This is a genomic window from Enterobacter sp. CPE_E890, from assembly GCF_046521475.1.
Classification (GTDB): domain Bacteria; phylum Pseudomonadota; class Gammaproteobacteria; order Enterobacterales; family Enterobacteriaceae; genus Enterobacter; species Enterobacter adelaidei.
Map to the genome: position 1 here is coordinate 671,010 of NZ_JBKFZW010000001.1, position 14,903 is coordinate 685,912.

General features: G+C 56.6%; 12 protein-coding genes. 8 read left to right on the plus strand and 4 right to left on the minus strand.

What is annotated here, in order from left to right; all coding sequences use genetic code 11:
- The first annotated feature begins 35 nt into the window (after positions 1 to 35).
- The 3 genes from deoA to deoD all read left to right on the plus strand — a co-directional run bounded on the left by deoA (position 36) and on the right by deoD (position 3,445).
- Positions 36 to 1,358, plus strand: a complete 1,323-nt coding sequence (gene deoA, locus ACLHV9_RS03295; protein WP_049005216.1) for a thymidine phosphorylase — start codon at positions 36 to 38, stop codon at positions 1,356 to 1,358.
- A gap of 52 nt (positions 1,359 to 1,410) precedes the next feature.
- Positions 1,411 to 2,634 (plus strand): phosphopentomutase, encoded by a 1,224-nt coding sequence (gene deoB / locus ACLHV9_RS03300; protein WP_028016598.1) that lies wholly within the window; start codon positions 1,411 to 1,413, stop codon positions 2,632 to 2,634.
- Between the two features lie 88 nt (positions 2,635 to 2,722).
- Positions 2,723 to 3,445 carry a purine-nucleoside phosphorylase gene (gene deoD / locus ACLHV9_RS03305; RefSeq protein WP_028016599.1) on the plus strand — a complete coding sequence of 241 codons (723 nt, stop codon included), beginning with the start codon at positions 2,723 to 2,725 and terminating at the stop codon, positions 3,443 to 3,445.
- A gap of 61 nt (positions 3,446 to 3,506) precedes the next feature.
- Here the strand turns inward: deoD and lplA are convergent, their stop codons facing one another.
- Positions 3,507 to 4,523 (minus strand): lipoate--protein ligase LplA, encoded by a 1,017-nt coding sequence (gene lplA, locus ACLHV9_RS03310; protein WP_108089534.1) that lies wholly within the window; start codon positions 4,521 to 4,523, stop codon positions 3,507 to 3,509.
- A 39-nt stretch (positions 4,524 to 4,562) separates the two neighbouring features.
- Entirely contained in the window at positions 4,563 to 5,207 is a 645-nt protein-coding gene (locus tag ACLHV9_RS03315) for a YtjB family periplasmic protein (protein ID WP_028016601.1), read from the minus strand.
- A gap of 117 nt (positions 5,208 to 5,324) precedes the next feature.
- On the opposite strand from ACLHV9_RS03315, the gene serB reads away from it, so the two are divergent.
- Genes serB through nadR form a run of 3 tightly spaced genes read left to right on the plus strand, consistent with a single transcriptional unit; the run spans position 5,325 to position 8,958 of the window.
- Positions 5,325 to 6,293: a phosphoserine phosphatase gene (gene serB, locus ACLHV9_RS03320; protein ID WP_028016602.1), complete on the plus strand. Its 969-nt coding sequence runs from the start codon at positions 5,325 to 5,327 to the stop codon at positions 6,291 to 6,293.
- A gap of 11 nt (positions 6,294 to 6,304) precedes the next feature.
- On the plus strand, positions 6,305 to 7,690 hold the full coding sequence (radA, locus tag ACLHV9_RS03325; protein WP_014068810.1) for a DNA repair protein RadA: 1,386 nt from the start codon (positions 6,305 to 6,307) through the stop codon (positions 7,688 to 7,690).
- A 35-nt stretch (positions 7,691 to 7,725) separates the two neighbouring features.
- Positions 7,726 to 8,958, plus strand: coding sequence for a multifunctional transcriptional regulator/nicotinamide-nucleotide adenylyltransferase/ribosylnicotinamide kinase NadR (nadR, locus tag ACLHV9_RS03330; RefSeq protein ID WP_407220168.1), 1,233 nt, complete (start codon positions 7,726 to 7,728; stop codon positions 8,956 to 8,958).
- A gap of 54 nt (positions 8,959 to 9,012) precedes the next feature.
- Here nadR and ACLHV9_RS03335 read toward each other — a convergent pair whose 3' ends face one another.
- A complete protein-coding gene (locus ACLHV9_RS03335) occupies positions 9,013 to 10,014 on the minus strand; it encodes a zinc-binding alcohol dehydrogenase family protein (protein WP_407220169.1) in 1,002 nt (333 codons plus the stop codon).
- Positions 10,015 to 10,122: 108 nt separating this feature from the next.
- Here ACLHV9_RS03335 and ACLHV9_RS03340 point away from each other — a divergent pair, with 108 nt between their 5' ends.
- Entirely contained in the window at positions 10,123 to 11,022 is a 900-nt protein-coding gene (locus ACLHV9_RS03340) for a LysR family transcriptional regulator (RefSeq protein WP_028016605.1), read from the plus strand.
- Positions 11,023 to 11,064: 42 nt separating this feature from the next.
- On the opposite strand, the gene ettA is transcribed toward ACLHV9_RS03340, so the two are convergent.
- Entirely contained in the window at positions 11,065 to 12,732 is a 1,668-nt protein-coding gene (gene ettA / locus ACLHV9_RS03345) for an energy-dependent translational throttle protein EttA (RefSeq protein WP_028016606.1), read from the minus strand.
- Between the two features lie 226 nt (positions 12,733 to 12,958).
- Between ettA and sltY the strand changes: the two genes are divergently transcribed.
- Positions 12,959 to 14,896 (plus strand): murein transglycosylase, encoded by a 1,938-nt coding sequence (gene sltY, locus ACLHV9_RS03350; RefSeq protein ID WP_049005325.1) that lies wholly within the window; start codon positions 12,959 to 12,961, stop codon positions 14,894 to 14,896.
- Positions 14,897 to 14,903 lie beyond the last annotated feature (7 nt).

A 14,903-nucleotide genomic window follows, 5' to 3' on the forward strand; every position in this document is an offset into this window, starting at 1 on the left:
CGCGAAGCGATCCCGGCTTATTTCGGGAGGTTACCGTGTTTCTCGCACAAGAAATTATTCGTAAAAAACGTGATGGTCATGCATTAAGCGACGAAGAGATCCGCTTCTTTATCAACGGCATTCGTGATAACACCGTCTCTGAAGGGCAGATCGCTGCGCTGGCGATGACCATTTTCTTCCACGATATGTCGATGCCTGAGCGGGTCTCGCTGACGATGGCGATGCGAGATTCAGGAACCGTTCTGGACTGGAAGAGCCTGAACCTTAACGGCCCGATTGTGGACAAGCACTCCACAGGTGGCGTAGGTGATGTGACTTCCCTGATGCTCGGCCCAATGGTGGCGGCCTGTGGGGGTTACATCCCGATGATCTCCGGGCGCGGCCTCGGCCATACCGGTGGTACGCTCGACAAACTGGAAGCCATTCCGGGCTTCGATATCTTCCCGGATGACAACCGCTTCCGCGACATTATTAAAGACGTTGGTGTGGCGATTATCGGCCAGACCAGCTCTCTTGCTCCGGCAGATAAGCGTTTCTATGCCACCCGCGATATCACCGCGACCGTTGACTCCATCCCGCTGATCACCGCCTCTATTCTGGCGAAGAAACTGGCCGAAGGGCTGGACGCGCTGGTGATGGACGTAAAAGTAGGTAGCGGCGCGTTTATGCCAACCTATGAACTTTCTGCCCAGCTTGCCGAAGCGATCGTTGGCGTCTCCAACGGTGCCGGCGTGCGCACCACTGCACTGCTCACCGACATGAACCAGGTTCTGGCCTCCAGTGCAGGTAATGCGGTTGAAGTGCGTGAAGCCGTACAATTCCTGACCGGTGAATACCGCAACCCGCGTCTGTTCGACGTCACCATGGCACTGTGCGTTGAGATGTTAATCTCCGGCAAGCTTGCCAAAGATGATGCAGACGCGCGCGCGAAACTGCAGGCGGTGCTGGATAACGGCAAAGCAGCGGAGATCTTTGGCCGCATGGTGGCGGCGCAGAAAGGTCCAACCGATTTCGTGGAAAACTACGCGAAATACCTGCCAACGGCGACGCTCAGTAAAGCGGTTTATGCCGATAGCGAAGGCTTTGTCTCAGCCATGGATACCCGTGCACTCGGCATGGCGGTTGTCTCAATGGGCGGCGGTCGTCGCCAGGCATCGGACATGATTGATTACAGCGTCGGCTTTACCGATATGGCCCGATTGGGCGACAGCGTCGACGGACAACGTCCGCTGGCGGTGATCCACGCCAAAGATGAAGCCAGCTGGCAGGAAGCGGCGAAAGCGGTTAAAGCGGCCATTACACTCGACGATAAAGCACCGGAAAGCACACCAACGGTCTATCGTCGTATCACTGAATAGCGGTATACTGATCTGATCAATCATTTTTAAGCACTACGTACGGAGAACAATTATGAAACGTGCATTTATTATGGTGCTGGACTCATTCGGCATCGGCGCAACCGAAGATGCAGAACGTTTTGGTGACGTGGGTTCCGATACCATGGGTCACATCGCGGAAGCCTGTGCCAAAGGCGAAGCGGATAAAGGTCGTAAAGGCCCTCTGACTCTACCCAACCTGACCCGCCTGGGTCTGGTGAAAGCGCATGAAGGTTCTACCGGTAAAATTGCAGCAGGTATGGACGGCAACGCGGAAGTGGTGGGTGCCTACGCATGGGCTCACGAGCTTTCTTCCGGTAAAGACACCCCGTCTGGACACTGGGAAATCGCCGGTGTGCCGGTTCTGTTCGACTGGGGCTACTTCTCCGATCATCAGAACAGCTTCCCGCAGGAACTGCTGGACAAGCTGGTTAAGCGCGCAAACCTGCCGGGCTACCTCGGTAACTGCCACTCTTCCGGTACCGTGATCCTGGATGAGCTCGGTGAAGAGCACATGAAAACCGGCAAACCGATTTTCTATACCTCTGCTGACTCCGTGTTCCAGATTGCCTGTCACGAAGAAACCTACGGCCTGGATAAACTTTACGAGCTGTGCGAAATCGCCCGTGAAGAGCTGACCGAAGGTGGATACAACATTGGTCGCGTTATCGCACGTCCGTTTATCGGCGACAAAGCGGGTAACTTCCAGCGTACCGGTAACCGTCACGATCTGGCCGTTGAGCCACCGGCACCAACCGTGCTGCAGAAGTTGGTTGAAGAGAAAGACGGTCACGTGGTGTCCGTGGGTAAAATTGCGGATATCTACGCCAACTGCGGCATCACCAAGAAAGTGAAAGCCACCGGCCTGGACGCGCTGTTTGATGCCACCATCAAAGAGATGAAAGAGGCGGGTGACAAGACCATTGTTTTCACCAACTTCGTCGACTTCGACTCTTCCTGGGGCCACCGTCGTGATGTTGCCGGTTATGCAGCGGGCCTGGAGTTGTTCGACCGCCGCCTGCCGGAGCTGATGGAGCTGGTGGGTGAAGATGACATTCTGATCCTGACTGCGGACCACGGCTGTGACCCAACCTGGACCGGTACCGATCACACCCGTGAGCACATTCCTGTGCTGGTGTACGGCCCGAAAGTGAAACCAGGCTCCCTTGGTCACCGTGAAAGCTTCGCGGATATCGGCCAGACCCTGGCGAAATACTTTGGTACGTCCGACATGGAATATGGCAAGGCCATGTTCTGAATCATGTTGGGTGCGGTCTGATGCCCGCACCCAACCCTCTCCCGCAGGGAGAGGGTGAAAAGAATAAACAATTTAAAAGGAACTGAAGATGGCAACTCCTCACATTAACGCAGAAATGGGTGATTTCGCTGACGTCGTATTGATGCCGGGTGACCCGCTGCGCGCGAAGCACATTGCAGAAACTTTCCTCGAAGACGTGCGTGAAGTGAACAACGTTCGCGGCATGCTGGGCTTCACCGGGACTTACAAAGGCCGCAAAATCTCCGTTATGGGCCACGGTATGGGTATCCCATCCTGCTCCATCTACACCAAAGAGCTGATCACCGATTTCGGCGTGAAGAAAATCATCCGTGTGGGCTCCTGCGGCGCTGTGCGCATGGACGTTCAACTGCGTGATGTGGTCATTGGTATGGGTGCCTGCACCGATTCCAAAGTCAACCGCATGCGTTTCAAAGATCATGACTTTGCTGCGATTGCAGACTTTGGCATGGTGCGTAACGCCGTTGACGCAGCAAAAGCGCTGGGCGTTGACGCTCGCGTAGGTAACCTCTTCTCTGCTGACCTGTTCTATGCGCCAGACGGCGGCGAGATGTTCGACGTGATGGAAAAATACGGCATCCTGGGTGTGGAAATGGAAGCTGCGGGCATCTACGGTGTGGCGGCTGAGTTTGGTGCGAAAGCGCTGACCATCTGCACCGTGTCTGACCATATCCGTACCCACGAGCAGACCACCGCTGCCGAGCGTCAGACCACCTTCAACGACATGATCAAAATCGCGCTGGAATCCGTTCTGCTGGGCGATAAAGAGTAATTCTGTCTCTTCCGCCCCTCTCCCGTTGGGAGAGGGGCGGGGTTAGGGTACCAGACCGCACCTAGCGCACGGCCTGCGCAATCCACGCTGACAGCTCCCGCAGCTCATTTTCCTGCTCCGGGAAATCCTCGATCAACACCTCGCATTCCTGTTGCAGCATATCCGCCCGATACAAACAGCCCTGTACACGTGCCGCAAGTGCTTCCAGCGGTGCCGGATTCAGGCTATCGGTAAACACCTGCGTGCGGGTGATATGGCCTTTCTCCACGTCAAAGTGTAACTCCACTCCGCCCCAGGTAAAACGCTCATCCAGCAGGTGAGAAAATGCAGGAGCCTGACCGAAGTTCCACTCCCAGCTGCTCTGACGGGCAAACGTCTCGGCAAAGTTGGGCAGATCCGGGGTTTTGTCAGGGGAGATCACTTCTGCTTCCACGCGCTCGCCGTAATGTTCAAAGAAAGCGTCACGAATCGCATTACAAATCTGCTCGTGAGTAATCCCCGGCAGCAGTTCCACCAGATTCGCCACGCGGCCGCGAACGGAAGTGATCCCTTTGGCCTGCAGCTTTTTCTTGTCCGGGTTCAGATAGTTCGCCAGACGGCTGAGATCGGCGTTCAGAAGAAGGGTACCGTGGTGGAACCCGCGATCCATCGTTTCGCGGTAAGCCGAACCCGAGACTTTCCGGTCGCCTTCAGCGGTTTTCACCACCAGGTCGTTACGCCCGGAGGCCTCTGCCGTCACGCCGAGCGCATTGAGGGCGTTCAGGACGATGGATGTTGAGATGGTTTTGTCGTACTCCGGTTTGCCCGCCATAAAGGTAAAGCAGGTATTGCCCAGATCGTGAAACACCGCGCCGCCGCCGCTGCTTCTGCGCGCCAGGCGGACGTTGTCCTCTTCCATACGCCGCGTATTGCACTCTTTCCACGGGTTTTGCGCACGACCGATGACCACCGTATCCGCGTTGCGCCAGAGAAACAGTACACGTTGGGTGGCGGGCATCTGGCGGAAGATGCACTCTTCTACCGCGAGATTAAACCAGGGATCGTAAGAGTCAGAGATAAGCAGGCGTAACGTCGTCATGGCAGAGTTCCTTTTCCGGGTCGTCCGCCTACTTTATCATTAATCTTTCTTCTCGCTCTCTTCCTCTTCGGGGATAGACTTGCTTGCGGTCAGCAGGAACGGCGACTGTTGCCAGCGGGTGCGTTTGCCCTGAAGCAGCGTGCGCGCCAGCACGACGCCAATTGCCAGAGAGAGCAGCAGCATCAGGCGGAGAATATTGGTGGTGTTATCCACCTGTTTAGCTTCGGTTGGCAGGGTGTGGGTGTCGAGCGTCATACGCAGATACCCCAGTGGGCCATTTTTGCCCTGGACAGGTTCGACAATCTGCTGGTTGAAATAGCCTCCGGCTTTTTTGCCGTCCAGCGCCAGCCTGTCGCGCACGTCGACATGTTCGCCTGCGCGGGCAATCAGGTCACCTTGCTCGTCATAAACGCCCGCATCCAGAATACGACTGTTTTCAGTGAGCTGACGTAAGACCTGACCGATTCGTTTATCGTCCGGCGTCTCGGTACGCATATAGGGTGCGACGTTGAGTGTCACCTGACGCGCCAGCGTGCGGGCCAGCTCTTCAAACTGTGGGTTACGTTGCCGTTGATGATTCTGGCTAAACCACGACGCCCCCTGCATCAGCACCACGAGGAGTGCGAGACAGAAAAGGACAATCACGGCGCGATGAAGCCGGAATTTCAGTTTTGCGCGAGCCATATTCCACCTGCTGAAAATTTAGGGCTTAATGTTGCCAGAAGTGATGGTTACAAGGTAGCCTCATGCGTTATTTTCCCTCTGGAACCTTCCGGCGCGAACGAAATTACAGGAGCTTTAATGCCGAACATTACCTGGTGTGACCTGCCAACGGATGTCTCTTTATGGCCAGGATTGCCGCTCTCTCTTAGTGGCGATGAGGTGATGCCTCTGGATTACCACGCTGGCCGTAGCGGCTGGCTGCTGTACGGACGCGGCCTGGATAAGCAACGCCTTACCCAATATCAAACCAAACTGGGTGCCGCGATGGTCATTGTCGCCGCCTGGTGTGTCGAGGATTATCAGGTCATTCGTCTGGCAGGCTCCCTGACGCAACGTGCGACACGCCTGGCGCATGACGCCGGGCTGGATGTTGCCCCGCTGGGTAAAATTCCTCACCTGAAAACGCCGGGCCTGCTGGTGATGGATATGGACTCTACCGCCATTCAGATCGAGTGTATTGACGAGATTGCGAAACTGGCAGGCAGCGGCGATCTGGTGGCAGAAGTCACCGAGCGTGCGATGCGCGGAGAACTGGACTTCACCGCCAGCCTGAGACAGCGCGTGGCGACCCTGAAAGGGGCCGATGCCAACATTCTGCGTCAGGTACGCGACGTGCTGCCGCTGATGCCAGGGCTGACGCAGCTGGTACTGAAGCTGCAGTCGTTAGGCTGGAAAGTCGCGATCGCCTCCGGTGGCTTCACCTTCTTCGCGGATTATTTGCGGGAAAAACTGCATCTGACCACCGTTGTGGCCAACGAGCTGGAGATCATGGATGGCAAGCTGACCGGCCAGGTGATCGGCGATATCGTGGATGCTCAGTACAAAGCCAACACCCTGACCCGTCTGGCGGAAAAATATGAAATTCCGCACGTCCAGACTGTCGCCATCGGCGATGGCGCGAACGACCTGCCGATGATCAAAGCCGCCGGGCTTGGCATTGCCTATCATGCTAAGCCGAAAGTGAACGAAAAGACGGAAGTGACTATCCGTCATGCTGACCTGATGGGAGTGTTCTGCATTCTCTCTGGCAGCCTTAATCAGAAATAACGAGGTAAACCGTGGCGAAAGCTCCAAAACGCGCATTTGTCTGTAATGAATGTGGTGCGGATTATCCGCGCTGGCAGGGGCAATGCAGCGCCTGTCATGCCTGGAACACCATCACCGAAGTGCGTGGTGTGGCGGCTTCGCCGAGCGTGGCGCGCAACGAGCGCCTGAGCGGTTATGCCGGTAACGCGGGCGTGGCGAAGGTGCAAAAGCTCTCGGATATCAGCCTCGAAGAGCTGCCGCGCTTCTCCACCGGGTTCAAAGAGTTTGACCGCGTGCTCGGCGGCGGCGTGGTGCCGGGCAGCGCCATCCTGATCGGCGGTAACCCGGGCGCGGGTAAATCAACCCTGCTGCTGCAAACGCTCTGTAAGCTCGCCGAGCAGATGAAAACCCTGTACGTCACGGGGGAAGAGTCCCTGCAGCAGGTAGCAATGCGCGCGCACCGCCTTGGCCTGCCAACCGGCAATCTGAATATGCTTTCGGAAACCAGCATCGAGCAGATCTGCATGATTGCCGAAGAAGAGCAGCCGAAGCTGATGGTGATCGACTCCATCCAGGTGATGCACATGGCGGACATTCAGTCTTCGCCTGGCAGCGTTGCGCAGGTGCGTGAAACCGCGGCCTATCTGACGCGCTTTGCTAAAACGCGCGGCGTGGCGATTGTGATGGTCGGCCACGTCACCAAAGATGGCTCGCTGGCGGGGCCGAAGGTGCTCGAACACTGTATCGACTGCTCCGTGATGCTCGACGGCGACGCAGATTCCCGCTTCCGTACCCTGCGCAGCCATAAAAACCGCTTCGGGGCGGTGAACGAACTGGGCGTATTTGCCATGACCGAGCAGGGGCTGCGCGAAGTCAGCAACCCGTCGGCCATCTTCCTGAGTCGCGGCGATGAAATCACCTCCGGCAGCTCGGTGATGGTGCTGTGGGAAGGGACGCGTCCGCTGCTCGTTGAAATTCAGGCGCTGGTGGACGTGTCGATGATGGGCAACCCACGGCGCGTGGCGGTCGGTCTGGAACAGAACCGCCTGGCGATCCTGCTGGCCGTGTTGCACCGTCACGGTGGGTTGCAGATGGCGGATCAGGACGTCTTCGTTAACGTGGTCGGCGGCGTTAAAGTCACTGAGACCAGTGCAGACCTGGCGCTGCTGCTGGCGATGGTCTCCAGCCTGCGTGACAGACCGCTGCCGCAGGATCTGGTGGTATTTGGTGAGGTCGGTCTGGCTGGAGAGATCCGTCCGGTGCCAAGCGGCCAGGAGCGTATCTCCGAGGCGGCAAAACACGGCTTCCGCCGGGCGATTGTACCTGCCGCTAACGTGCCGAAAAAAATCCCGGAAGGGATGCAGGTTTTTGGCGTTAAGAAACTCGCAGATGCGTTAAATGTCTTTGACGACTTATAATTACGTATTCGATTTTGCAGGAGGCACCGTAATTTATGTCATCATTTGACTACATTAAGACCGCAATCCGCCAGAAGGGCTGCACGTTACAGCAGGTGGCGGACGCCAGCGGTATGACCAAAGGCTACCTTAGCCAACTGCTGAACGCCAAAATCAAAAGTCCCAGCGCGCAAAAGCTGGAGGCGTTACATCGCTTTCTGGGGCTGGAATTCCCGCGTATGCAAAAGAATATCGGCGTGGTATTCGGCAAATTTTACCCGCTGCATACCGGGCACATCTATCTGATTCAGCGCGCCTGTAGCCAGGTAGATGAGCTGCACATCATCATGGGGTATGACGAAACCCGCGATCGCCAGCTGTTTGAAGACAGCGCCATGTCGCAGCAGCCGACCGTGCCGGACCGTCTGCGCTGGCTACTTCAGACCTTCAAATACCAGAAAAATATCCGCATCCATGCCTTTAATGAAGAGGGCATGGAACCGTATCCGCACGGCTGGGACGTGTGGAGCAACGGCGTCAAAGCGTTCATGGAAGAGAAGGGCATCAGCCCGAACTGGATCTACACCTCTGAAGAGTCAGACGCGCCGCAGTTCCGCGAGCATCTGGGTATTGAAACGGTGCTGATTGATCCGAAACGGACGTTTATGAACATCAGCGGGGCGCAAATCCGCGAAAACCCGTTCCGCTACTGGGATTACATCCCAACTGAAGTGAAACCGTTCTTTGTCCGCACCGTCGCCATTCTGGGCGGTGAGTCGAGCGGGAAATCAACGCTGGTTAACAAACTGGCGAATATCTTCAACACCACCAGCGCGTGGGAATATGGCCGCGATTATGTCTTCTCGCACCTCGGCGGCGACGAGATGGCGCTGCAGTATTCCGACTACGACAAAATTGCGCTCGGTCATGCCCAGTACATTGATTTCGCGGTGAAATACGCGAATAAAGTGGCATTCATTGATACTGATTTCGTCACCACTCAGGCGTTTTGTAAAAAGTATGAAGGGCGTGAGCACCCGTTCGTGCAGGCGCTGATTGATGAATACCGCTTTGACCTGGTGATCCTGCTGGAAAACAACACCCCGTGGGTGGCTGACGGGATGCGCAGCCTCGGCAGCTCCGTGGACAGGCGGGAATTCCAGACCATGCTGGTGGATATGCTCAATGAGAACAACGTTGAGTTTGTGCATGTTGAAGAGTCAGATTACGACTCCCGTTTCCTGCGCTGCGTCGAGCTGGTGAAGGAGATGATGGGGGAGCAGGGGTAAGCGTTAACCGCCCTCTCCCTTTGGGAGAGGGCCTGGGTGAGGGAATCAGACCACTCAGAACTCAACCACCACTTTCCCGCGCATATGCCCGTCCAGCACTTTACGGTGCGCCTCGGTAATGCTTTCCACGCTCAGCCCGTACAGTGTCTCACTCAGCGAACTCTCTACCACACCGTTATCTACCAGTTTCGCCACCTCATTGAGGATCTCCCCCTGACGTGCCATATCGGCAGTCTGGTACATGCTGCGGGTGTACATAAATTCCCAGTGCAGGGCGGCAGATTTTGATTTCAGCTTATCCTGGTTCAGCGGATGCGCATTCTCAACGATGGAGCAGATATGCCCCTGTGGTGCAATCAGCTCACTGACCGCATCCCAGTGGCCATCGGTGTCGTTGAGAATGAAAATGTAATCCACAAAGGTGATCCCCTGTTTTGCCAGTTCACCTTTCAGGTCGCGGTAGTTCACCACCACATCAGCACCGCGATCGCGGCACCACTGGGCGGAATCCTCTCTTGACGCTGTCGCAATGATCTTCACCTTGCTGTTGTGCTTCGCAAACGGGATCGCCAGCGATCCTACGCCACCCGCACCGCCGATAATCAACAGCGTTTTATCCGCGTCGGCATTCTGAATGTTCAGCCGCTCGAATAATCCTTCCCAGGCTGTCAGGGCGGTCAGTGGCAATGCGGCTGCGGCGGCCCAACCGAGGTTGGCTGGTTTGTGCCCGACGATACGCGCATCGATCAACTGGTGGGTAGTGTTGCTGCCAGGGCGGGTGATATCCCCTGCATACCACACCGCATCGCCCGGTTTAAATCCGCTAACGCCAGCGCCAACGGATTTAACGATACCGCTGGCATCCCAGCCGAGAATACGCGGCTCCTGCAGACCGTTTCTGGCAATACTGGCATGCACTTTGGTATCGACCGGGTTGATGGAAACGGCCTTCACCTCGACCAGCAGGTCGTGCTCGCCGGGTTGCAGCATCGGTTGAGCAATCTCAATAAAGGCTGAAGGGTTCGATGGGTTAACGGCAATGGCTTTAACGGACATGGTGTGCTCCTCAATGGAATGCGTTTTGTTGAGGCTAGTCTATTAAGTGGACAGCTGCATGATAAGATGGACAATCGAGAACTCAGCGTTCGTACAGGGTGAACAATCATGTTTAAACAGCTGCAGGATATGGCGCTGTTTGCGCTGGTGGCAGAGATGGGAAGTTTTACCGCTGCGGCGCAGAAGGCCGAACTGCCGAAATCCAGCGTCAGCCAGCGCATTAGCCAGCTTGAGCAGCAGGTGGGGATCCGTCTGCTTAACCGTACCACGCGCAGGCTGAACCTGACGTTTGCGGGCGAGCACTATCTGGTGCACTGCCGCGAGATGCTGGCAGCCAGCGAGCGTGCGGAGTACGCCATCCAGCGGCTGCGCGAAAACCCGAGTGGTCGGCTAAGGATCACCTGCCCGGCAGGGATTGGCGCGACGCTGCTGGCGCATATGAACGCCGAGTTCCAGTTGAGCTTTCCTGACGTGTCGCTGGATGTGTCGATCTCTGACGACGTGGTGGATCTGGTCGAGGCCGGATTTGACGTGGCGCTGCGTACCGGCAAGCCGCAGGACTCATCCCTGATTGGCCGGATGATCGGGCACTGTCCGCGCTTTATGCTGGCCTCACCCGAATATCTCGCGCGTCGGGAGCCGCTGACGCATCCCCGCCAGCTGGTGGAGCACCGCTGTATTACCCACAAAGCCTGGTCTGAATGGCTGCTGCGAAGCGAGAGTGAGGATTACCGCTATCTGCCGGATAACGCCCATATGACGGATAACCTGGTGTACGCGCGTGAGTGCGCGATTGCTGGCGCCGGCATTACGCTGCTGCCTGCTTTTCTGCTGGAAGATAAGGTGGAGAAGGGCGCGTTGGTAAAAGTGCTGCCTGAGTGGAATGTCGAGGGGAATGACCTGTGGCTGGCCTATCCGAGCCGCAAGCTGAATTCGCCTGCGCTGATGAGCTATATCGAGTTTGCGATGCAGTTCGATGAGGTGAAGCGGTATTACGTGGGCAAATAAACAAGCCGGGTAAGCGTGAGCGCCACCCGGCTTTTTAGACACTTACTTAGCAATACGCTTGTACTTAATACGCTTCGGCTCCAGCGCGTCTGCGCCCAGCGTGCGTTTCTTGTACTCTTCGTATTCGGTGAAGTTACCTTCGAAGAACTCCACCTTACCTTCGTCCTGGTAGTCCAGGATGTGGGTCGCGATACGGTCCAGGAACCAACGGTCGTGCGAGATCACCATCGCGCAGCCCGGGAACTCCAGCAGGGCGTTTTCCAGCGCGCGCAGGGTTTCGATGTCCAGGTCGTTGGTTGGTTCATCGAGCAGCAGAACGTTACCGCCCACCTGCAGCAGTTTCGCCAGGTGCAGACGACCGCGCTCACCACCGGACAGCTCGCCTACGCGTTTGCCCTGGTCGGTGCCTTTGAAATTAAAGCGGCCAACATAGGCGCGGCTTGGCATCTCTGTGTTGCCGATACGCATGATATCCAGACCGCCGGACACTTCTTCCCACACGGTTTTGCTGTTATCCATCGCGTCACGGAACTGGTCAACGGACGCCAGCTTCACGGTTTCACCCAGGGTGATAGAGCCGCTGTCAGGTTGTTCCTGACCGGACATCATGCGGAACAGGGTGGATTTACCCGCGCCGTTCGGACCGATGATCCCGACAATCGCGCCCTTCGGCACAGAGAAGCTCAGATCGTCGATCAGCAGGCGGTCGCCGTAAGACTTACGCAGATTGCTGACTTCAACCACTTTATCCCCCAGACGTGCTCCAGGTGGAATAAACAGTTCGTTGGTTTCGTTACGTTTCTGGTATTCGGTGTTGTTCAGCTCTTCGAAGCGTGCCAGACGGGCTTTGCCCTTAGACTGACGGCCTTTCGCGCCCTGACGAACCCACTCCAGCTCTTTCTCAATAGACTTGCGACGCGCCGCTTCCTGAGAGGCTTCCTGCGCCAGACGCTGATCTTTCTGCTCCAGCCAGGAGGAGTAGTTACCTTCCCATGGAATACCTTCACCACGGTCCAGCTCCAGGATCCAGCCTGCTACGTTGTCGAGGAAGTAACGGTCGTGGGTAATCGCCACAACGGTGCCTTCGAAGTCGTGCAGGAAGCGCTCCAGCCACGCCACGGATTCTGCATCCAGGTGGTTGGTTGGTTCGTCGAGCAGCAGCATGTCTGGTTTTTCCAGCAGCAGGCGGCACAGCGCTACACGGCGGCGTTCACCACCGGACAGATTAGCGATTTTTGCATCCCAGTCCGGCAGACGCAGGGCGTCAGCGGCGCGCTCCAGCTGCACGTTCAGGTTGTGACCATCGTGCGCCTGGATAATTTCTTCAAACTTGCCTTGCTGAGCAGCCAGTTTATCGAAGTCAGCATCCGGTTCAGCGTATTTGGCATACACTTCATCCAGACCTTTCAGGGCGTTAACCACTTCGGACACCGCTTCTTCAACGGATTCGCGGACGGTGTGTTCCGGGTTCAACTGAGGTTCCTGCGGCAGGTAACCAATCTTGATGCCAGGCTGCGGACGGGCTTCACCTTCGATGTCTGTATCGATGCCGGCCATGATGCGCAGCAGGGTGGACTTACCGGCACCGTTGAGACCCAGAACACCGATTTTTGCGCCCGGGAAGAAGCTCAGCGAGATATTTTTAAGAATATGACGTTTCGGCGGGACAACTTTGCCGACACGATGCATGGTATAAACGAATTGAGCCACGTTGGACTTCGCCTCTTTTATCGTAATGAGAAGGAATTTCAGCCTCGAAGTGTAGCCTTTTTCACGACCTAATCCCAGCCAGGAACGTCGGGAGTGTTAAAACGCGCAAGAAAGGTAAAAAAGTGTCCATGACGTGGCGCGTTGCAGGATGCCTGGTTAGCATAAGTTGATTAGACTTTGACGTGGCAAGACGCTGCAATTGACGAAAAACAAAGAGGAAGAGCTTGTGGAAAAAGCCAAACAGGTGGTCTGGCGTCTGCTCGCTGCCAGCGTATGCGTAATGGCGGTAAGCCAGGCGGTGCATGCCGATTCACTGGATGAACAACGTAATCGCTACGCCCAGATCAAACAGGCGTGGGACAACAAGCAGATGGATACCGTGCAGGCGCTGATGCCGACACTGAAGGATTACCCTCTGTATCCGTATCTGGAGTATCGCCAGCTAACTGACGATCTCATGAATCAACCGACCGTCGCGGTGAATAATTTCATTCAGGCTAACCCAACCCTGCCTCCCGCGCGGACGCTACAGTCTCGTTTTGTGAATGAACTGGCTCGTCGTGAAGACTGGCGCGGGCTGTTGGCTTTCAGCCCTGAAAAACCGAACACCACGGAAGCGCAGTGTAACTATTACTACGCAAAATGGGCCACGGGGCAGCAGGAAGAGGCGTGGAACGGTGCCAAAGATCTGTGGTTGACCGGTAAAAATCAGCCCAATGCCTGCGACTCTCTCTTTGGTGCCTGGCGTGCCTCTGGAAAGCAAGATCCACTGGCGTATCTGGAGCGTATTCGCCTGGCGATGAAAGCCGGGAACACGCGTCTGGTCACCGCGCTGGCGGGGCAGATGCCATCGGATTATCAAACCATTTCCACTGCGGTGATTGGGCTGGCCAACGATCCTAACTCGGTGCTGACCTTTGCCCGCAGCACAGGCGCGACCGATTTTACCCGCCAGATGGCGGCGGTAGCCTTTGCCAGCGTGGCGCGTGACGATGTGGAAAACGCGCGGCTGATGATCCCGCAGCTGGTGCAGGCGCAGCAACTTAACGAAGAGCAAACCCAGGAGTTGCGCGATATTGTGGCGTGGCGACTGATGGGCACGGATGTGACTGACGAACAGGCGCGCTGGCGAGACGATGCCATTATGCGTTCGAACTCCATGTCGCTGGTGGAACGTCGCGTGCGAATGGCGCTGGGCTCAGGCGATCGTCGTGGGCTCAATACCTGGCTTGCGCGCCTGCCGATGGAAGCGAAAGAGAAAGACGAATGGCGTTACTGGCAGGCCGATCTGCTGATGGAGCGAGGACGTGATGAGGAAGCGAAAGAGATCCTCCATACGCTGATGCAGCAGCGCGGGTTCTACCCGATGGCGGCCGCGCAACGCCTGGGGGAAGAGTACACCTTCCGCATTGATAAAGCGCCAGCCAATGCGAACCCTGCATTGACGCAGGGGCCTGAAATGGCGCGCGTTCGCGAGCTAATGTACTGGAATATGGATAACACCGCGCGCAGCGAGTGGGCGAATCTGGTCACCAGCCGTAGTACTGACGAGAAAGCTCAGCTTGCCCGCTATGCGTTTGATAACCACTGGTGGGATCTGAGCGTGCAGGCCACGATCGCCGGTAAGCTGTGGGATCATCTCGAAGAGCGTTTCCCGCTGGCTTACAAAGATCTGTTCGATCGCTATACCAGCGGTAAAGATATCCCGCAAAGCTATGCGATGGCGATTGCCCGTCAGGAGAGTGCCTGGAACCCGAAAGTTCGTTCCCCGGTGGGTGCCAGCGGTCTGATGCAGATTATGCCGGGCACGGCAACGCACACGGTGAAGATGTTTAATATCCCGGGGTACAGCAGCCCGTCACAGCTTCTCGATCCGGATACCAACATCAATATCGGTACCAGCTACCTGCAGTATGTTTATCAGCAGTTCGGTAACAACCGTATCTTCTCGTCTGCGGCGTATAACGCGGGCCCTGGTCGCGTGCGCACCTGGCTTGGCAACAGCGCCGGACGTATCGATGCCGTGGCGTTTGTCGAGAGTATTCCGTTTTCGGAAACGCGTGGCTACGTGAAGAACGTTCTGGCGTATGACGCATACTATCGCTACTTCATGGGGCAGAAAGATACCCTGATGAGCGATGCCGAGTGGCAGAGACGTTACTGATCGGCGC

Coding starts and splice junctions, on each gene's coding strand:
- deoB (WP_028016598.1), top strand. CDS start 1,411: ATGAAACGTGCATTTATTATGGTGCTGGACTCATTCGGCATCGGCGCA.
- deoD (WP_028016599.1), top strand. CDS start 2,723: ATGGCAACTCCTCACATTAACGCAGAAATGGGTGATTTCGCTGACGTC.
- lplA (WP_108089534.1), bottom strand. CDS start 4,523: ATGACGACGTTACGCCTGCTTATCTCTGACTCTTACGATCCCTGGTTT.
- ACLHV9_RS03315 (WP_028016601.1), bottom strand. CDS start 5,207: ATGGCTCGCGCAAAACTGAAATTCCGGCTTCATCGCGCCGTGATTGTC.
- serB (WP_028016602.1), top strand. CDS start 5,325: ATGCCGAACATTACCTGGTGTGACCTGCCAACGGATGTCTCTTTATGG.
- nadR (WP_407220168.1), top strand. CDS start 7,726: ATGTCATCATTTGACTACATTAAGACCGCAATCCGCCAGAAGGGCTGC.
- ACLHV9_RS03335 (WP_407220169.1), bottom strand. CDS start 10,014: ATGTCCGTTAAAGCCATTGCCGTTAACCCATCGAACCCTTCAGCCTTT.
- ACLHV9_RS03340 (WP_028016605.1), top strand. CDS start 10,123: ATGTTTAAACAGCTGCAGGATATGGCGCTGTTTGCGCTGGTGGCAGAG.